Genomic DNA, 19,566 nt, shown 5'->3' on the forward strand with positions numbered 1-19,566 from the left:
TGAGTGCGTGGATTGAAATTTTTCTTGCAAGAAAGAAAATAGCAACGAAATAGTCGCACTCTACATGAGTGCGTGGATTGAAATACCCAGAGTCAATGGCAGCACCAGAAAAATATAGCGTCGCACTCTACATGAGTGCGTGGATTGAAATATCCCATTTTTCACGCATTAACCCGGATTCTCGGTCGCACTCTACATGAGTGCGTGGATTGAAATAGGTTTTACTACAAATAGGTGATGGTCATGAAAAAGTCGCACTCTACATGAGTGCGTGGATTGAAATCATCTGGAACCATGAGAAGTACAACGAATGCGATAGTCGCACTCTACATGAGTGCGTGGATTGAAATATAAAATGGGAAATCGGTTAGTGACGGTTGAAACGTCGCACTCTACATGAGTGCGTGGATTGAAATCGATCGAACGGGATACTAACATCGCAGGAATCTCAGTCGCACTCTACATGAGTGCGTGGATTGAAATACTGATTACTTGTGTTGCGGTTATAGCGGTTGCTCCGTCGCACTCTACATGAGTGCGTGGATTGAAATATCAAAGGCATATGAAGAAGTCGAAATTTGTGAGTCGCACTCTACATGAGTGCGTGGATTGAAATCGCTATGCTTATTATTTGATAAATACACCAGATATGTCGCACTCTACATGAGTGCGTGGATTGAAATTAAGACCCATCATTAACCCTCCAAAGCTTCAATAAGTCGCACTCTACATGAGTGCGTGGATTGAAATTTTATCTCCCCATACTGGAACAACAGTACACCATCCCGTCGCACTCTACATGAGTGCGTGGATTGAAATCTATGTGTTATTACTCTAGGAATCTATAGTTTTGTCGCACTCTACATGAGTGCGTGGATTGAAATAGCTCAGCAAACAGCTGATACTGCATTACAAAGGTCGCACTCTACATGAGTGCGTGGATTGAAATTCAGATTAAGGAAAGAGAATTTAATGGTGAAAAAAGTCGCACTCTACATGAGTGCGTGGATTGAAATAAAAGGGAGAAGATACTATGAAAACCATTTATCAGTCGCACTCTACATGAGTGCGTGGATTGAAATGCAGATGTATACTAAGCTATATGTCTACGGAGGTACGTCGCACTCTACATGAGTGCGTGGATTGAAATTGTTATAAAAAATGGACGTCCTTTTAATGAATTTGTCGCACTCTACATGAGTGCGTGGATTGAAATTCCTGTTACTGGAAAGGCTGTTTTTTCCCATAAAGTCGCACTCTACATGAGTGCGTGGATTGAAATACAATTTAATTTTATCTCATCACCAGGATATGCAAGTCGCACTCTACATGAGTGCGTGGATTGAAATTCCGTGTCATCCAACGCTGCACGAATGCTGTTGGCAGTCGCACTCTACATGAGTGCGTGGATTGAAATTTGATATGCCTAAATAATCTTGGATGTATTGTCGGTCGCACTCTACATGAGTGCGTGGATTGAAATTACTTTTGCTGGTATGTCTGCTTTGTCTACGTCAGTCGCACTCTACATGAGTGCGTGGATTGAAATTCCAGAAGATATGGCAAAACAACTTATCAATAAGTCGCACTCTACATGAGTGCGTGGATTGAAATCTTTTGCAGTCTCTTTATTCATTTGGACTTTTTCGTCGCACTCTACATGAGTGCGTGGATTGAAATATCAATGCACAATCTTATCCTAGAGCAATGGGTAAAAGTCGCACTCTACATGAGTGCGCGGATTGAAATGAGGTTAAATATAATAGTTTCAAAGAGCTGTTAGGTTGCATTAAGTTACATAGAGATTATGAGTAACAGTTTAAGAAGTATGACTTTCTATGTTAGCAATTATTAAGTTTCAGCCTTGTACTTGAATATTAAGTTAAATTACATCATTTAAACTTAATGACTGTTAGAAAATTTTAAATGCGATTCAAAAGTTCATCGGTTTTAAAGCACTTAATACAGACGAAAAAGTGGGAAGAAATTAATTTCATCCGATACAGCTATTGGTAGTTCATTAAAATGGAGGCACTAGAATGTATAAGTAAGTTTGGACCATTTTTATATGCAGGCTGCAGCTTTTTCCCCATCTTCCGTTCTTCGATGAACGAAAGGATACTCTCCTCCTCCATCAGATCAAGACCGACACTGTTTGTACGGCTATTGCACTATCAAAGAATTTAGTGAGGAATAACCTACTCTAAGTATTTCATTCAATTATTTGCCTATAAAGTAAAGTGACGATTATGTATGGGAAATGGACTGGCTGCTAGAGAGATTTTCGGTTGCTACTTAGCTTCAAAAAAGGCCGATGCTAATCAAATTAATATAAATGTTTAGACTAACAATTATTTTTTGTAAGCATTCTTTTCATTCCAAACGATTATCTATACATAGTGTGATACGATTAAATATAAATAGAGGAGAGAAATTTAATAGATGAACAATCTCACAAAATTTAAAATAAAAAAGCCTGCTAATGAAGTATTTGAGGCGTTCGTAGATCCTGAAAAAATCAGTAATTTTTAGTTTTCATCAACTTCTGAAAGGTGGAAACAGGGAAAGACGATTACAGTCAAATACGATGAATACAATGCACAGATTGAGATTGTCATAATAGAAATTGAGGTGAATAAGAAAATCGTGTTTCAATGGGGGGCCAATGGAGAAGGGTATGTTGTCACGATTATGCTAGAAGCGGATGATCATATGAGTACTATTATTGAAGTTCGTGAAGAAGGCTTTAATGAGAAAGATAAAGGGTTTGTTAATCAATTGATTGATAATAAAGAAGGCTGGGTATTCATGCTGACTTGTTTGAAAGCCTATTTGGAATTTGAGGTAAATGAGCTGCGGACGGGGCTAGTAAAGGATTAGCCGTAAAAAGTTTATTTCGTACAATAATTTATCCACATGTTCGTTGGACTTCTTTCTTAAACACATGTGGATTATTTCTTTTTGAAAATGTATATCCCCATATTTTCAACCTTTATCCCCAACAATGTTTATAACTCGTCTATAACTTTACTCAACTGAACTATCTTTTTATGATGAAGATTCTTTAAAAAGGCCGTTTTATATCCTTTATTTCTTTCTCATTAAACGATTCATAAAGTTGGTGGAGTGCCCCTTTATAAACAATATCTATTTTCAAAACAATCTTTTAGAAATGTGGATAAATTGGTTTTTTCCCTGCTCATACAGGGAATAGAATCTGGAATGAAGTTGTTAACAATTTCTTAATAGAGTCATGATAGAATAACTATACATGACAATAATAGTTCATTCGTGATTCATGACATATTGTTATCAATTCGAATCATTCCTCACTTTTATTTACTTGAAAATAATTGCTACGTGGACATATAAACCAAAAAAGGAGATGAGCGTAATGTTTTTAGCAGAACTTCAATTAAAGGAGAAAGAAGCATTTCTTGAACTGGCGGCATTAATTGCAAAGAGTGATGGGAGACTATCAATCTATGAAGATGTGATTTTTGAAAAATACCAAAAAGAAATGGGATTAGAGAATTATACGATAAAAGGTCTTGAGATTAGTGAAATTGTTAAGTTATTTACAAATGAACGTTCTAAAACAATTGCTTTAACAGAAATACTGCGACTTATTTTCTCAGACGGTGTTTTTCATGATCAAGAACGAGAATCGATCAACTTAGTTATGACACATTTTGGATTTGATCCTCATGAATATGGAAGTTTAAAAGATTGGGTCCTTAAAATAAAAGATTTATCAGTATATCAAGAAAGCTAATTAGGAGAGTGTAACACCCCCATCGAATCAATGTTTCGATGGGGGTGTTCTATTTTTTACGCAATATTCCATTGGATTGGTGCTAGCCTGCGGAAAGCGAAGGATATTTCCGGAGCGGGGTTGGAGCGCAATATTCGAGTTTTCTTTAGTTACCTTTGTCGCTCCTCTTTTTTTGAATATATTTCAGTAAAACCTATATTCTAATTTGGAGCACTTCATTTTATTCAATTGGTTGGCACAAAATAGTTCATAAGCCTATATGTCCAAAATTTGCACTTGTGCATACGATATGTTTATGATTGTTATTTCGTGTATGAATTTGCAATGTCTCTATCCAGAGATAGATGTAATGTTAAATAAATTTCTATCCGAAGTTAGTAGATTCATAAAGCTGATTTAGGTAAGATAAACATATCCTAAGCAGGCAGCTGAAATTAAGTTATCCGATTTGAATAAAGGAATATGTTAAGCTTGGATGATTTGCACTTATTTATGATGTATTAAATTAAGGGAGGAATGTTTATGCACCAACAGTTTTATACGGTGATCATCATCGCAGCAGTTATCATTTTTGGCATCTTTAGACGCATTCGCCGAAATATTGGATGGCAACAGTTGAATCAAGGAAGAATAATGTTTAGAGCGATTCTTTTATTTATAGTTGGGATCGTATTTTTAGGAGAAAGTATTTCACACCCTGTAAGTTTGGTATCAGATGTTATTGGAATTATGATTGGTATCGTTCTTTCTTATTATAGTGCAGGAATGACACGGTTTGAGCAAAGGGACCGAAGCTGGTATTACCGACCAAATACATGGGTGGGTACCGCTGTTATTGCAATTTTCTTTATACGTTTAATTTATCGTTTTTATGAAATGTATGCCCATGGTGTATTAAGCGGAGTGCAGGGGGAGCAAGCAAGTGAAATGCAGAATATGGGATATGCTGTTGGAAATTCATGGACTGCTGGCTTCTTGCTCATTATGTTTGCTTACTATGTTAGTTATTATATGATGTTATTGCGCAAACAAAAACATCTTTTACAGTCAGGTGAGTAATAGATGGCTGAATTGAAATAGGAGTGAATGAAGATGACAGTAGAAAATATTCGAGAGAATAGAGGAAAGTTGATTAATATTGCTGTTATCTTTTCACTCATGTATATGAGCCAATTATTTATCGGCTCCCTGCCAAAAGTGCTTCTCAATCTTTTGTTTTTGGCAATATATGCTAGTGTATTATCCGTCCCAAAATCATGGTGGTCAGGAAAGCGACTGTTCCTTGCTTTCTTGATAATTGTGATTGAAGCAATGACGGTTTTATTTTTGTTTCATGAAATAAAACTGATTTATTTCCTCGCCACAGCAATCCTTTCAATTTCTGTTCGGCTGTCATTGTCTAAACCGTCAATTTTGGGAATGACGGTGATCTTTGTAACAGCAGTACTCTATATCCATTTTGGAAGTGAGGATCCTTTTAGTATTGTATCTTTTGGCATGCTGTCAATCGTTATATATATTACGATTCGAAATCGGATACAGAGGAACGAGATGTACGAATTGGACAAGCTTCATTTAGCACAATTGCAGGAAGCTTATGAGCAGCTACAAGAAGCATCTGTGACAGCTATGCAGTATGCAGTGCTGGAAGAAAGAACCCGTATTGCAAGGGAAATTCATGATGCTGTCGGTCATAGTTTGACGTCGCTCATCGTTCAGATGCAAGCATTACGTTATATGATGAAAAAGGAGCCGGAGAAGGCCGAGAAATCACTTGAATCGATACTAGTCGTTGCTCGTCAAGGATTGCATGATATTCGTATATCTGTTCATTCTCTTGCAGATGATCGTTCCGAGTCAGGAATTACCCCTTTAAAAGCATTGCTTTCACGCATGGAAGCAACTGCGTCCATCCAATACGAATTCGATACAGTGTTAAATGATGAGGATATCGATGTTAATATTTACGGTACATTGTTTAAAATTCTACAAGAAGCGATCACAAATATTATCCGCCATTCTCAGGCGACAATGGTGTACGTACGTTTAACAAAAGAGGCTGGAAAGATCGTCATGCAAATTCGCGATAATGGTATTTTACAATCAAGCCAGCCAATTCATGAAGGATTCGGTTTAAAGGTGATGAAGGAGAGGCTTGAGGAGCAAGGAGGAAGACTGCACTATTCAGCTATGGAACCACATGGGTTTAACATTATTGCGGAAGTGCCAATGCTGGACTAATTGAAGAAGGGGGGATGGGAAATATGGCGCTTGAAAAGAAGATGAAAGTGATGCTTGTTGACGATCAAACGATGATTCGGCAAGGATTTGGATATGTTATTCATTTACAAGACGATATGGAGCTTATTGGTGAAGCTTCAGATGGAAAAGAAGCAGTAAAAGTAGCAAGTCAATGTCAGCCTGATGTGATTCTGATGGATATTCAGATGCCCGGCATGTCAGGTATTGAAGCTACTAAAGAGATTATTGCCCGGTTTCCGCAAACGAAGATCGTCATTTTAACGACCTTTGATGATCAAGAATATATTTATCAAGGAATTCGTGCAGGTGCTGTCGGCTATTTGCTGAAGGATGCAGAGGTAGAAGATATGCTCGACGCTATCCGGTCTGCATTCCGTGGTGAAGCTATTTATAAAACAAGCTTAGCGGCTCATGCTCTTTCAATGGTAGCGTCGTCATCCGGGTTTATTGTGCCAGAGGAGAAGAAAAAATGGACGCTGTTAGAGCCTTTAACAGAGCGTGAACAGCAAATACTTCAAGAAATGGCTTATGGATTACGAAATGACGAGATTGCTAAAAAGCTAATGATTACTGAAGGGACAGTAAAATCACATGTGCACCGAATACTGCAAAAATTTGGATGCGAAGATCGGACGCAAGTAGTTGTCGCAGCCCTTCGTAACGGTATGGTTAAATAAATACAAAAAAATTTTAAGGTTTTATTAAAAGCACGTTATCTATAATAGATGGTCTTTCCCTTCAATTATTCATAAAGCCGATTGGAACGGAAGGTGTGAGGCCCCGGATATTCACGGATTGTGACAGTGAAAAGCGAACATATGAAGCGAAATACCTTCTCTCTTTTGATAAAAAGGCAATGAAATATACGAAAATAGTCTAAATGCATTACACTATCCACATCCATCAGCAAATTTAAGTGAGTTGATATAAACAAATAGAAGTGTCAATTTGTTGACAGTGGCATCTTAATATGTAATTATAAAAAACTATATTGGAACTTATGTAGAAGGATGAGAAGTCAATAGATTGTGGAACAAAATTCAAAAGTTTGAATATATTTTTACAATCTCGATTAATGTGCTTCATTTTTTTAGGGGGAAACATCATGAGTGAAATCCGCTATGTGAAAGAAACGAGAACTTTTAAAGCAAGTCACGTTCTCCCACCGGATACGAACAATCATAATACGTTGTTTGGTGGTAAACTGATGGCGCATATAGACGATGTAGCTGCGCTTTCGGCAATGAAGCATGCAAGAGGGCCTGTTGTAACTGCCTCGACTGATTCTGTCGATTTTCTTAATCCTATTAAGGTCGATAATGAGGTTGCTCTTGAAGCATTTGTTACGTGGACACATCATACATCAATGGAAGTTTTTGTTAAAATTGTTGCAGAAGACTTGATTACTGGAGAACGTACTGTTTGTGCAACGTCTTTTCTAACATTTGTCGCGATCGGGGAAGACGGACGACCAACAACAGTACCACAAATTTTTCCCGAAACAGATGAAGAAAAATTTTTGAACCAAGGCGCTCCTGAAAGGGCTGCTAATCGTAAACAACGCCGCTCCCGCAGCAAACATTTAGCTGATTTATTAGGTACGCACCGTCCGTGGGAGTTACACTAAATACTTATTAAAAATTCCATATTAATAGCTAGTAAAAGACAAAGGAGAAGCATATGTATATGCTTTCTCCTTTTTTATATTGATGGTGTTTACTTAACCGTTCATAAAAGGATCAGAGAAATCCAGACTGCTAGAAGAACATCATTTCCCCCTTTCAAGACGAAAATAGCCTTTATCTAGCATCATCAAATAAAATATATCATATAATTCTGAATCTATGATAATATTTACATAAAAACATGAAAGGAATTATCATATTATGGCAATTAAAACGGTATCCATTATTGGGTTAGGAGCTTTAGGTATTTTATTTGGCCATCATCTAGCAAAGAGAATGCCGAAAGAAAATTTAAGAATGATTGCAGATGAGGAACGCATCAGACGGTATAAGCAAGATGGCGTTTATTGCAACGGTGAACGTTGTGAATTCAATTATATGACACCTGAGCAATTATGTGAGCCGGCAGACTTGATCATTTTCACAGTGAAATTTGATGGTTTACAAGCGGCAATTCACGATGTGAAACATCATGTTGGTAAGCAGACGATTATTCTATCTGCATTAAATGGTATAACGAGCGAAGCGATTATTGGTGAAACATATGGAATGGAAAAAATATTGTATTGTGTTGCTCAAGGGATGGACGCAGTGAAAATAGGTAACAAACTAACTTATGAGCATATGGGCATGCTTTGTTTTGGCGAGCGGGAACCCGATATCATATCAGAAAAGGTAAAGACGGTTGCGGCGTTTTTTGAACAAATGGATGTACCATATGAGGCAGATACAGATATGTATAAAAGACAGTGGGGAAAATTTATGCTTAATGTTGGTGTAAATCAGACGGTTGCTGTTTATGAAAGTAATTATGGGGAAATTCAAAGAAAAGGGAAAGCTCGCGATATGATGATTGCCGCTATGCGTGAGGTAATGGTTTTGTCTGAAAAAGAAGGAGTTTATTTAACAGAAGCAGACTTGAACTACTGGCTGGATGTAGTAGATGCTTTAAGTGCAAATGGAAAACCGTCTATGGCTCAAGATGTTGACGCCAAACGCCCTAGTGAAGTGGAATTATTTGCTGGCACTGTGTTGAAAATGGGGCAAAAGTATGGTGTACCTACCCCCGTAAATCAAGAATTGTATGATCGCATACAATTTATTGAAAGTCAATACAAAATCCAAAGTCCACGTTAATAATGCTTATATATGGGAAGAAAAGGAAGAGCAGAGGACGAGAGCCGATTAAAAACTCTTGAACACCTCTGTTTTTTACTAGAAACTGAGTGGAATAAGGAATCGCACATAATTAGTAGAATAATATTTTAGTGCCAAAAAAGGAGAGGGGATAGATATGAAATCAGAGAAGAAAAAAATGATCAATGGTGAACGATATGACCCTAGTGACAATGAGCTAGTCAAAGATCGTGAACGTGCACGGCGGATTACACGAATGTTTAATCAAACATTAGAGACTGAAATTGATAAAAGGAAGGAGCTTTTAAAAGAACTTTTTGGTTCAACTGGGGATGACTTATTTATAGAACCGAGTTTTCGTTGTGATTATGGTTATAACATCCATGTCGGTGAACATTTTTTTGCGAATTTTAACTGTGTGATTTTAGATATTTGTGAAGTACGAATTGGAGATAATTGTTTCATTGCTCCAGGCGTTCATATATACACAGCCACACATCCTTTAGATCCGCTAGAAAGAAATTCTGGTGTTGAATTTGGAAAGCCGGTGACAATTGGTGACAACGTATGGATCGGCGGCAGAGCGGTTATAAACCCTGGCGTCAAAATAGGGAATAATGTAGTGATTGCTTCAGGAGCTGTTGTTACGAAAGATATACCTGATCATGTCGTTGTAGGCGGGAATCCTGCAGCTATTATAAAAAACATTGATGAATGAAGACTTCTTTTCCCCATCTTTTCCGCAATCAACATAGGATGCATAAAGAGGCGTTCGATGATTATGTCTCTATGCATCCTAAAATAGACGTTTCATATAGCTGTTCCCTATTTAACAGCATAGACGGAAATTAATACCGATGCGACTTCATCACCGATATTTTCAACATAGTGGGGAACGCTCGCACTCCAACTAAATGTATCTCCTTCTTCAAGGATATACGAATCCTCACCTTGCTTTGCAAGAATTTTACCTCGAAGGACTAAATGACATTCCTCACCTTCATGAGCATTTTCTTCAGCTGTTGATGCTCCAGGTGGAAATTCAACGAGTCTCATGCTTAAGCCTCCTTGAGATGCCAAATGCTCAATTTTTAAATCCCTTTTTTTATTGATCGTATATTCCCTTTCATTTTTTCTAATGACACTCATATGCTGATCTTTTTCCAATAACAAGTATGGTAGTGGGATATTTAAAAAATTAGCGATAATTTGCAGTGTATTGATGGATGGAGATGTGTTGTTGTTCTCTACATTGCTAATAAATCCTTTTGAAAGTCCAGTTCCTTCACACATTTGTGCAATAGTCAGTTTCTTTCTTAGTCTAATCGTACGAATTTTAGAACCAATATTCATGCTTCCACCTCAAAAGTTTCTTATTAGTAAAATTAATTACATATTAGCAAAAAAATAGTTGACATTCCATCCTTTATTTTTATATCATTTTAGAAAACAAATGTTCATATTAGAAAACAACTTTATAAATATACGTATCTTAAATGAAAGGATGTTATAAATGGGAGCCCCCGTGATATATGAGCTTCGGAAGCCGAAAGAACTCATTCCTAATAAACAATACCCATGTTTGTTTGTGATGCATGGTATTGGGAGCAACGAGCAGAATATGCTGCCATTAGTTCAAGGACTTGAAGACCATTTTTATATTTTTAGTATTCGCGGTCATTTGCAACAAGCACAAGGATTTGCCTATTTTTCTATTCAAGCATTTGGCAAGCCGCATCGTGATGTATTCGACGAAGGCATTGCGAAATTATCGAGCTTTATTGATTTTGTTTGCGAACAGTATCCAATCGATGTAAGCCAATTATATTTGTTAGGCTTTAGTCAAGGGGCGATCGTTTCCATGACACTTGGATTAATGCGTGGGAACAGTATAAAAGGAATTATTGCATTAAACGGATACATTCCACAGTTTGTTAAAGAGGAATACGATAAGCAATCACTTGAGCGGTTAGCGCTGTTTATTTCGCACGGACAGTTTGACCAAGTGTTGCCTTATGAATGGGGAAAGGAAAATGCAGAGTTGTTCCGTAATTTGCATGCTTCTGTTACTTTTAACACATATGCAGAAGGGCATACTGTATCAAAACAAAGTGTCATAGATTTTCAGACGTGGCTTTTGAACGATTTAAATAGATGAGTGAAGGGATAAGGAGGAAAAGGATAATGTTGCCATCTTTATTTATAGCACACGGTGCTCCATTATTAGCAGTCGAAAACAATGAATATACGCAGTTTTTAAGTCAATTAGGAAAACAACTTTCTCGTCCAAAAGCAATTGTGTTATTTTCAGCTCATTGGGAAGCACGCATTCAAAAAGTAAGTGAAGTTGATCAATATAGTATGATCTATGATTTTGGAGGATTTGACCCAGTATTAAATCGAATCCAATATCCTGCAGTAGGGAACAAGGATATTGCAAAAGAAATCAAAGACCTTTTCACTAGCAGTGCTATACCGTTTGCTGTGGAAAGACAACGCGGTTTGGATCACGGCGCCTGGGTCGTGCTCCGTTTACTTTATCCGAATGCAGAAATTCCTGTAATATCTATGTCAGTTAATCCGCAATTAAACTTAGAGGAGCACTATAAGATCGGTAAAGCTTTAGAGCAATTAAGAAAACATGATATATTGATTATTGGGAGCGGGGGCACGGTCCATAATTTAAGAGCATTAAATTGGGCTGATGATGGCAGTGTTGATCAGTGGGCGGTTGAATTTGACGAGTGGTTAGCACAAACTTTGCAGCAATGGGATCTATCATCATTATACAGCTATCAGTCAACGGCACCATCAGCTGAACTTGCAGTTCCTCCGTATGGAAAAGAGCACTTTATTCCGCTTATTTATGCAATGGGAGCAGCAGATCGTGTACAGAAGGCAATGCTCCTCCATCGCAGCTATCGATATGGAAACTTAAGTCATAGTGTATGGAAATTTGGCTAATAGTTTTCAAGAAAAAATTCATGTATGTTCTTTTAAACTAAATATCACTTAAAAATAACCACTGTTTTTATTGACGTAAAAGGTGTATATAGCCTTTTACTAGTTGATAAGCACAGTGGTTTTTTACTTATTAATGGAAGAGGACTTCTTTGAGATCAGGAAGGAAATGATCGGTGAGATGAAGAATATAAAATATATTCATTGTTTTTAAGCGTTTACATATATAAGTGGATATCAAGGCTCATACTTGGGGGGACTAAAATGGACGGTCAATATTGCTTGAAGGAAAATAGGGCATTATGTGAGAAAAGTATCTCATATAATGATAAACTTGCGCCACTATTTATACGGAACATATTATATTCACTCATTCCTGAAGGAACGGAGCGTATATACGTGTTGGGAATTGGCTCCAATATGATTAGTGGTGACAGCCTTGGTCCATTAGTCGGAACACTGCTTTCTAATTTATATCCTAAACATTTAACGGTATTTGGAAATCTTCAGCACCCACTCGATGGAGTCAACTTCATACAAGATTTTTCACAAATTTCGGTATTAAAAAATAGTTTCGTTATAGCGATTGATAGTGTTCTAGGCCCAAAAGATTATGTAAACACAATTGTAATTCGTGAAGGGGCTTTGCACCCTGGTGAAGCTCTTGGAAAAAAACTGACTCCAGTTGGCGACTGTAGTATGATGGGAGTCGTCTTAAAACAGGATCATGATACAGCAAATTCGCTTCTATATACAAACCTTCATCTTATTTATACGATGGCAATGAGTATTGCTAAAGGGATTTCCTTGTCAGTTAGGCAATATTTTCATTATCCAGCCAATCATCCTATTTTGAATGTCCGATGACACTTCAAATCCACCTCCTTTTTAGCCTTTCTAGCGATTTTTTAAAGGAAAGGCACTATTTTTCATCAATTCCTTAAAAGTCTTTTTCTAAATAAATTGCTATTTCTAATAGATGTTGTTCACTAAAACAGTGATAAAAAGAAGTTGATTGGAGGAAGGGGGAGATTCCTGCGGGTAAAGCGTGGCAACGAGAGACCTCGCAAACGAATGGGCGGGCCCGCGGAAATCATTTACTCCCTTTTTGATAAAAGATAATAGAGTCATTGAAAAAAATACGAATAATAAGAAAAAAGATATATTACTTTTTTCTTATTTTGTATAATTGACATATCAAAATGTCAATGATGAGAGGTTAAAGATGAAGCGAATTCGTCCGTTTGTGTCTCCGCAAGTATCAAATGAAAAGAAAAAGTTATTAAAAGCATATTTATTCAAGGAAAACATACAACGGTGCAAGCTTTTTGCTAAAATCGTTGTATTATTTGAGTCCATTCTTATTGTATTAAATCGGTCTTCATACTATTTTTCCAATCACTCTTTGCTTTCATTTGACTCATATATTTGTATGTATGTAACGTTGCTTGTATTAAGCATTTTTATGCTTTCTTATATCCATCGGTTTGAGAAAAAAGATACATATACGAAACGTGAGTATCAAATGTTTAGATTTGGCTTATTAAGTATGGTTGTATTATTTTTAGTATGGGGGGCTGTAGTTACCCTTATTGATCAAAAAACGTATGGGAATGTTTTAGCTTTTGTAGTGAATTTTATGTGTGTATCAATTCTTTTTCATGCGTCTAATCGGACAATCCTTACTATTTACAGCCTGCCAATTCTTGTCTTAATGATTGGATTACCTTTTTTTCAACATTCAAGTGCTATATTATTTGGCCATTATATTAATTTAACCGTTTTCCTGTTTTTTTGCTGGTTGGCATCAAGAATGCTCTATACAAGTTATTCGACTAATTTTTATAATGAGCTGCTTTTAAAGGAGATTAATGAAAGCCTTGCACAAAAGATTGCTGAGAATGAGATAATGAATAGAAAGCTAGAAGGAGTAAATGAGCAGCTAAAGAAATTGACGTTAATAGATGAGTTAACGCAAATTCCAAATCGCAGAGGTTTTCACCAATATGTAGCAGAAATGCTTCTTTTGAAAAATGTAGAGCGGAAAGTATCCGTGCTTATGCTCGATATTGATGCGTTTAAACTGTTCAATGATCATTATGGTCATGTAGAAGGAGACAGGGTGTTGCGATTAGTAGCGCAAAAAATTAAACATACTCTTGATCCGTCCAGCAGTATTACAGCAAGATTTGGCGGGGAAGAATTTATCGTTGCGATCTTTGATTTAGATGAGTTAATTGCATTTAAACAAGCGGAGTCGATAAGGAATGCCGTGTTAGAACTTGGAATTCCGCACAAACATTCTCCTGTTCTAGATCACATTTCTGTTAGCATTGGCATAGTGACTGGAACTGTATGCACTGAAAACGAAATTCAGGAGCTGATCGTGCAGGCAGATAGTGCACTTTATAAAGCGAAAACTTCAGGAAGAAATCGAGTTGAGAGGAGTTTAGTCTCCAAGTAATGAAATAATATATTAGTTATTTATAAGCTTCGCGCTTTCATTAATAGAGTGGCTATTATTATTAAAAGGAGAAAATGCGAATAGAATTTTTCAGGTTTTCAGAGTCTATAACAACCAACAATCAATCTTATTGATTGTTGGTTGTTATTTGAGTTAAATGATTTACAAAGATTCTCGTTTCAAAATTTGCGTTGTGTGTAAAATGCCTATTAGGTGTCGCTTTAAGTGCTCTTGTGTTTGGCTGGAAAATTGCACATATTAAATCGTCTTCGAAAATAGAAGGAAACAAAAACATTTATACCATTTCAGGACAAATGTTTTTTGGAACGACTAATTATTTCTTGACGGTGTTTGACTATGAACATGATCCTGATCAAATTGAAATTGATTTTACTCACTCACATATTTGGGATCATTCTCGTGTAACAGCGATTGGAAAAGTAATCGAAAAATATGAAAGTCATCATAAAAAAGTAATACTTGTAGGGTTAAACGAAGAAATTCATAGAATGATTGATCGTATTGGATTACAATCAGTATCAAGCTATGAATAGTTCTAATATATATAAACATGTGATGATGCGGAAATCTTATGTGAAACAAGTTGCTTTTTTATCAAACTGTTCATAATATGTGCTGATGGAAAAAGGACATGACTGCCATTGTTTAATTCCTTACAAAAAGTCCTCTCTTTGTTGGGATAACAATTCATATGCTCTACGGCGTTTAATTTTATATTATTCATGAATTTTGGCTGTGTTGCTCATCTTGCGCCTATATTTATTAGATAAAAATAGTAAAAAGATTCTTGAAATCAATTGTTAAATCGGTTACACTAATTACACTAAATATGAAGGAGTGAACCAAAGGGCGATGATTTACTAATCCTATTTATTCAAAAAACAACTCGTAAACGATACGATGCATTTTTTGAATAGGATTAGTCTGTATTTTTATAAAAATCATGGATCATACAGTACGAGTACGTTCGGTATGTTGTCCTTCGGTTCAAGACGACCTCTTATTCTAAAAAATGCAGGATAGGAGGTTTTTTATATGGAAAAAAATAGAAATCAAAAGATGCGGCAGGAAAAGGAAAATGTCTTGACAACATTATTAAAAAATCGCTTTGTAAGGGCAATATTCCTTTCCGCTATATGTTTGCAAATTGGCATTTGGATTCGAAACTTTGCTGTTCTTTTATTTGTCATGGATAAAACAAATGGAAATGCCTTTGCTGTTTCGATGATCTCTGTGGCAGAATTTGCGCCGATATTTATTTTTTCATTTATTGGTGGGGCATTTGCAGATCGATGGCGGCCGAAAAGGACGATGGTATGGTGCGATGCTTTAAGCGCTGTTTCAGTTTTTGCAGTAATTCTTGCTCTTGTTTTCGGAACTTGGAAGGCGATATTTTTTGCTACTTTAATTTCGTCAATACTATCGCAATTTTCGCAACCGTCGGGTATGAAATTGTTCAAAATGCATTTACAAGAAGAATTAATTCAGTCGGCCATGTCCATTTATCAAACGATCTTTGCCATGTTTGTTATTTTAGGACCGATACTCGGTACTTTTATTTATCAGAAATTTGGTATAGACATATCGATTATGATGACGGGGATCGCATTTTTGTTATCTGCAGCAATATTGACGCTTATACCAGCTGACCATTCTCTAAAAAAAGAAGAAAAAGTAACAACACTTTTACAAGAAATGAAGAGTGGGATTAAATATGTTTTAGCAAAAAGAGAATTAAAGTTGCTAGGTGTTTGTTTTATGGCAGCTGGATTAGGAATTGGTTTAATCCAGCCTCTCAACATTTTCTTAGTGACGGAGCGTTTAGAATTGCCAAAGGAATATTTGCAATGGCTATTGATGGTTAATGGAATTGGTATGATATTGGGTGGAGGAATTTCTATGGCTTTTTCAAAAAAGACTCCCCCGCAAACATTACTGGCGATCGGCATGTTGGCGAATGCCATTGGCACGAGTGTAACAGGTGCTTCGTCTATTTTATGGCTGACTTTAGCTACGCAATTCTTGAGTGGACTCTTTTTACCTTGCATTCAAATTGGCATCAATACAATGATTATTCAGCATACGGAAACGGCATTCATTGGAAGGGTGAACGGAACACTATCGCCATTGTTCACAGGATCAATGGTAATAACAATGAGCATTGCCGGAACATTAAAAGAGTTGTTTTCAATTGTTGCGATATTTGAAGTTGCTGCTGTTCTTTTTATTGTTGGGTTATTGTTCATCTTACCAATTTATAAAAAAACTGGCGCAGATCCTGTAGAGGTTCCTCGAGAAGAGGTATAGCATGAAGATGAGGCTGGGACATAACTCAAAAGTGGTTAGCTAAAGACAAACATTGTACAAATTAGTTCCGGAAATAGACGTAGACTCCTGCGGGAGGATAGGCATCTGTGAGACCCCGCAGTGCATTAGAACAAAGAGGATCACCAGCCGCCCGCCCTGAAACAGAAATCAGTCTCCAATTAACAACGAAAGGATGAAGAATGATGCAAACTTTAAAGAGGGGAGACATAATCGGTATTTTTTCCCCTTCTTCTCCTGTTACATATACTTGTCCAAAAAGATTTAAACGGGCGAAGGAATTTATCGAAGCAAAAGGTTTTAGAATACTAGAGGGAAAATTAACGGGAAAGTATGATTATTATCGTTCAGGAAGTATACAGGAAAGAGTAGAGGAATTAAATGAACTGATTAGGAATCCGGAAGTGCGCTGTATCATGTCAACAATTGGCGGAAGCAATTCTAACTCTCTGCTTCCCTATATAGACTATGAAGCATTAAAAAGTGACCCTAAAATTATCATTGGATACTCTGATGTCACAGCTATTTTGCTAGCAATCTATGCGAAGACAGGTGTTCAAACATTTTATGGACCTGCCCTTGTCGCATCATTCGGGGAATTTACACCATTCGTCGAAGATACCTATCACTATTTTGAAAAAATTCTTGTTGGCGAAACTAATTTTCCTTTCTGTGTTGAACTGCCAAATTATTGGACAGATGAATATGTAAAATGGGAAACGCAGGAGAGGGAAAAAGAAAAAAGAGAAAATAAGTGGATTACCGTTCACGATGGGGTAGCTAGAGGAAGATTAATAGGTGGAAATTTAAATACAATGCAAGCTTTCTGGGGAAGTGAATATATGCCCGAAATAAAAGAAGGAGATATTCTTTTTATAGAAGATTCTTTAAAAAATGCAGCAACAATTGAAAGGAGCTTTTCCCTTCTAAAGGTAAATGGAGTTTTTGATAAAATTGCTGGCATTATTCTTGGTAAACATGAATTATTTGATGATCAACATACGGGGCGGAAACCGTTTGAACTATTATTAGAGGTATTAGAAGATCAGCACATTCCGTTTTTAGCGGATTTTGATTGTTGCCATACTCATCCTATGATCACAATGCCAATTGGTTGTGAAATTGAACTAGATGCAACTAATCAAAGAATTTCTATTTTATAGGAACAAATACATGTGTGGAAAAAATGTATTGAGAAATGATCTCAATTATGATTAGTCATATATAATAGAAGAAACTAGGTGAAAAACAACAAAAAAGAGCCCCAATTCTCAATGACGTTGAGAATTGGGGCTCTTTTTGTTGAAATTATAATGACTGTTCACTTGCCTTTGTTTTTAATGAATGAGGTGTATTTGTATGCCGATCCCATTTTGTGAAAATCAGTCCAATGACGATTCCGACAAGTGCTGGTACGACCCATTCAAGACCGACAGATGCCAGTGGCAGTGCTTGTGTGAATGTTTTGACAGGACCTAATGAAAGCCCAAATCCTTGAAGTCCCTCAAATAATGAAAATATACCTGTAAAGAATAAAGCAAAACCATACACTCTTTTGGAACCGCGGAATAATTTATGGAAGAATGTGAGCACGACTAAAACAATTGTAATAGGATAAGCCATTTCTAAAAACGGTACTGAAAATTTCAAGATAAGATTCAAACCGAGATTCGAAAGAATAAACCCGATGACTGTTATAGTGATAACAACTGTTTTATAACTAAATTTCGGAATTAATGCTGAAAAATATTCTCCGCAAGCTGTCGTTAAACCGACAACAGTAGTGAAACATGCGAGTGTGAAAATAAATCCTAGTAATGCTTTTCCGCCTTGACCAAGAACAAGGGTCGATGTAGCAGTAAGGACATCTGTTCCATTGCTGAAAGTTCCTTCTGACGCCATTTTGACGCCGATAAATCCTAAAGAGACATATACCAACGCAAGAATTGCACCAGCTATAACACCGGCTTTTAAAGTATAGGAAGTCAATTGTTTTTTATCTTTAACACCGCGGCGTTTAACTGCTGTTAATATAACGATTCCGAATGCTAAAGATGCTAATGCATCCATTGTTGAATAGCCATCAATAAATCCTTGGAAGAAAGAATGTGTTTTATAATTTCCCACAGGTGCAAGTGATGGATGTCCAGCAAGTTTTATAATTCCGACTACACATAATACAACCATTGAGATCAGTAAGACCGGTGTAATCCAACGGCCAAGATATTTAGACATTTTATCTGGATTCAAACTTACTAAAAATACTAAGGCAAAAAATACAATACTAAAAATAAATAATGATAAAGACGATTGTTGTGCTGAACCGTGGAGAAAAGGCTTTACTCCCATCTCATAGGCGACATTTGCATTTCGAGGAATCGCTAGAAATGGTCCGATGCACAAATAAACAATAACTGTAAAAATAGTACTGAAAATTGGATGGACACGATTACCAATCGATTGAATTCCTCCATCTACGATCGAAACAGCTGCTATTACGATTACTGGTAATCCAACCCCTGTTACGATAAAACCTAGAATAGCAGTCCAGTATGAAGTTCCGGATTGAATACCTAGAAAAGGTGGAAAAATTAAATTGCCTGCCCCAAAAAACATAGAAAATAGCATAAACCCTATAAATAACAAATCATTTTTTTTCACGCCATGTCTCTCCTTCGTAGTAAAAAATAAAAAACTCGCCCCTAAATAAGGGACGAGTTAGCTCGCGTTACCACCCTAGTTCCATTACAAAAAGTAATGGCGCTCAGTCAACGTACAATCATACGTGTTCCTTTATAACGGAGGAAATTCCGTCAGAGCTTACTGTTGTTTCGGCTCTGCATCTCAGAGATGATCTTCGGAAAGGACTTGAACATTGACTTTCAGCACTACGCCAACTCTCTGTGGAACAAGTTCCTAACTTACTCTTCTCGTCA

Annotated in this window: 16 protein-coding genes, 1 pseudogene, 1 CRISPR repeat array and 1 other annotated feature (2 of these 19 running past the window's edge); of the genes and pseudogenes, 15 read left to right on the plus strand and 2 right to left on the minus strand. The window is 36.7% G+C overall.

Features of this window, described 5'->3' with window-relative positions; all coding sequences use genetic code 11:
* A CRISPR array of direct repeats spans positions 1–1,749; the repeat unit is 32 nt; unit sequence GTCGCACTCTACATGAGTGCGTGGATTGAAAT; it begins 279 nt to the left of the window's first position.
* Between the two features lie 693 nt (positions 1,750–2,442).
* The 8 genes and pseudogenes from G4D61_RS09285 to G4D61_RS09320 all read left to right on the plus strand — a co-directional run bounded on the left by G4D61_RS09285 (position 2,443) and on the right by G4D61_RS09320 (position 9,577).
* A pseudogene (locus tag G4D61_RS09285) lies at positions 2,443–2,880 on the plus strand (SRPBCC domain-containing protein).
* A gap of 514 nt (positions 2,881–3,394) precedes the next feature.
* Entirely contained in the window at positions 3,395–3,775 is a 381-nt protein-coding gene (locus G4D61_RS09290; RefSeq protein ID WP_025728103.1) for a hypothetical protein, read from the plus strand.
* A gap of 522 nt (positions 3,776–4,297) precedes the next feature.
* Complete coding sequence (locus G4D61_RS09295; protein WP_025728101.1) at positions 4,298–4,834, plus strand: CcdC protein domain-containing protein; 537 nt, start codon at positions 4,298–4,300, stop codon at positions 4,832–4,834.
* 33 nt (positions 4,835–4,867) lie between these two features.
* Entirely contained in the window at positions 4,868–6,016 is a 1,149-nt protein-coding gene (locus tag G4D61_RS09300) for a sensor histidine kinase (protein ID WP_025728099.1), read from the plus strand.
* A gap of 23 nt (positions 6,017–6,039) precedes the next feature.
* Complete coding sequence (locus tag G4D61_RS09305) at positions 6,040–6,714, plus strand: response regulator (RefSeq protein WP_025728097.1); 675 nt, start codon at positions 6,040–6,042, stop codon at positions 6,712–6,714.
* A gap of 428 nt (positions 6,715–7,142) precedes the next feature.
* On the plus strand, positions 7,143–7,664 hold the full coding sequence (locus G4D61_RS09310; protein WP_163173770.1) for an acyl-CoA thioesterase: 522 nt from the start codon (positions 7,143–7,145) through the stop codon (positions 7,662–7,664).
* A gap of 259 nt (positions 7,665–7,923) precedes the next feature.
* Positions 7,924–8,859, plus strand: coding sequence for a ketopantoate reductase family protein (locus G4D61_RS09315; protein ID WP_205603249.1), 936 nt, complete (start codon positions 7,924–7,926; stop codon positions 8,857–8,859).
* Between the two features lie 157 nt (positions 8,860–9,016).
* Complete coding sequence (locus G4D61_RS09320; RefSeq protein WP_025728091.1) at positions 9,017–9,577, plus strand: maltose acetyltransferase domain-containing protein; 561 nt, start codon at positions 9,017–9,019, stop codon at positions 9,575–9,577.
* A gap of 107 nt (positions 9,578–9,684) precedes the next feature.
* Here G4D61_RS09320 and G4D61_RS09325 read toward each other — a convergent pair whose 3' ends face one another.
* The gene (locus G4D61_RS09325) at positions 9,685–10,212 is read right to left on the minus strand and encodes a helix-turn-helix domain-containing protein (protein ID WP_035354889.1); all 528 of its coding nucleotides are present in this window, start codon (positions 10,210–10,212) and stop codon (positions 9,685–9,687) included.
* Between the two features lie 160 nt (positions 10,213–10,372).
* Here G4D61_RS09325 and G4D61_RS09330 point away from each other — a divergent pair, with 160 nt between their 5' ends.
* The 7 genes from G4D61_RS09330 to G4D61_RS09360 all read left to right on the plus strand — a co-directional run bounded on the left by G4D61_RS09330 (position 10,373) and on the right by G4D61_RS09360 (position 17,793).
* Positions 10,373–11,017, plus strand: a complete 645-nt coding sequence (locus G4D61_RS09330) for an alpha/beta hydrolase (RefSeq protein ID WP_035354892.1) — start codon at positions 10,373–10,375, stop codon at positions 11,015–11,017.
* Between the two features lie 26 nt (positions 11,018–11,043).
* A complete protein-coding gene (locus G4D61_RS09335) occupies positions 11,044–11,823 on the plus strand; it encodes a DODA-type extradiol aromatic ring-opening family dioxygenase (protein ID WP_163173772.1) in 780 nt (259 codons plus the stop codon).
* 261 nt (positions 11,824–12,084) lie between these two features.
* Positions 12,085–12,687, plus strand: a complete 603-nt coding sequence (gene yyaC / locus G4D61_RS09340; RefSeq protein WP_052137890.1) for a spore protease YyaC — start codon at positions 12,085–12,087, stop codon at positions 12,685–12,687.
* Between the two features lie 358 nt (positions 12,688–13,045).
* Positions 13,046–14,284, plus strand: coding sequence for a GGDEF domain-containing protein (locus tag G4D61_RS09345; protein ID WP_025728082.1), 1,239 nt, complete (start codon positions 13,046–13,048; stop codon positions 14,282–14,284).
* Positions 14,285–14,517: 233 nt separating this feature from the next.
* Positions 14,518–14,838 carry an STAS domain-containing protein gene (locus G4D61_RS09350; RefSeq protein ID WP_035354896.1) on the plus strand — a complete coding sequence of 107 codons (321 nt, stop codon included), beginning with the start codon at positions 14,518–14,520 and terminating at the stop codon, positions 14,836–14,838.
* Between the two features lie 502 nt (positions 14,839–15,340).
* Positions 15,341–16,612, plus strand: a complete 1,272-nt coding sequence (locus tag G4D61_RS09355) for an MFS transporter (protein ID WP_371316515.1) — start codon at positions 15,341–15,343, stop codon at positions 16,610–16,612.
* A gap of 203 nt (positions 16,613–16,815) precedes the next feature.
* Entirely contained in the window at positions 16,816–17,793 is a 978-nt protein-coding gene (locus tag G4D61_RS09360) for a S66 family peptidase (protein WP_437177745.1), read from the plus strand.
* 145 nt (positions 17,794–17,938) lie between these two features.
* Here G4D61_RS09360 and brnQ read toward each other — a convergent pair whose 3' ends face one another.
* On the minus strand, positions 17,939–19,291 hold the full coding sequence (gene brnQ, locus G4D61_RS09365; RefSeq protein ID WP_025728077.1) for a branched-chain amino acid transport system II carrier protein: 1,353 nt from the start codon (positions 19,289–19,291) through the stop codon (positions 17,939–17,941).
* Between the two features lie 45 nt (positions 19,292–19,336).
* Positions 19,337–19,566, minus strand: a binding site (T-box leader) (it continues 10 nt past the right edge of the window).

This window comes from Heyndrickxia ginsengihumi, assembly GCF_011008565.1.
Lineage (GTDB): Bacteria > Bacillota > Bacilli > Bacillales > Bacillaceae_C > Weizmannia > Weizmannia ginsengihumi.

Bases quoted from the DNA above. Each gene is read 5' to 3' on its own strand.
- G4D61_RS09290 (WP_025728103.1), top strand. From the start codon at position 3,395: ATGTTTTTAGCAGAACTTCAATTAAAGGAGAAAGAAGCATTTCTTGAA.
- G4D61_RS09295 (WP_025728101.1), top strand. From the start codon at position 4,298: ATGCACCAACAGTTTTATACGGTGATCATCATCGCAGCAGTTATCATT.
- G4D61_RS09300 (WP_025728099.1), top strand. From the start codon at position 4,868: ATGACAGTAGAAAATATTCGAGAGAATAGAGGAAAGTTGATTAATATT.
- G4D61_RS09305 (WP_025728097.1), top strand. From the start codon at position 6,040: ATGGCGCTTGAAAAGAAGATGAAAGTGATGCTTGTTGACGATCAAACG.
- G4D61_RS09310 (WP_163173770.1), top strand. From the start codon at position 7,143: ATGAGTGAAATCCGCTATGTGAAAGAAACGAGAACTTTTAAAGCAAGT.
- G4D61_RS09315 (WP_205603249.1), top strand. From the start codon at position 7,924: ATGGCAATTAAAACGGTATCCATTATTGGGTTAGGAGCTTTAGGTATT.
- G4D61_RS09320 (WP_025728091.1), top strand. From the start codon at position 9,017: ATGAAATCAGAGAAGAAAAAAATGATCAATGGTGAACGATATGACCCT.
- G4D61_RS09325 (WP_035354889.1), bottom strand. From the start codon at position 10,212: ATGAATATTGGTTCTAAAATTCGTACGATTAGACTAAGAAAGAAACTG.
- G4D61_RS09330 (WP_035354892.1), top strand. From the start codon at position 10,373: ATGGGAGCCCCCGTGATATATGAGCTTCGGAAGCCGAAAGAACTCATT.
- G4D61_RS09335 (WP_163173772.1), top strand. From the start codon at position 11,044: ATGTTGCCATCTTTATTTATAGCACACGGTGCTCCATTATTAGCAGTC.
- yyaC (WP_052137890.1), top strand. From the start codon at position 12,085: ATGGACGGTCAATATTGCTTGAAGGAAAATAGGGCATTATGTGAGAAA.
- G4D61_RS09345 (WP_025728082.1), top strand. From the start codon at position 13,046: ATGAAGCGAATTCGTCCGTTTGTGTCTCCGCAAGTATCAAATGAAAAG.
- G4D61_RS09355 (WP_371316515.1), top strand. From the start codon at position 15,341: ATGGAAAAAAATAGAAATCAAAAGATGCGGCAGGAAAAGGAAAATGTC.
- G4D61_RS09360 (WP_437177745.1), top strand. From the start codon at position 16,816: ATGCAAACTTTAAAGAGGGGAGACATAATCGGTATTTTTTCCCCTTCT.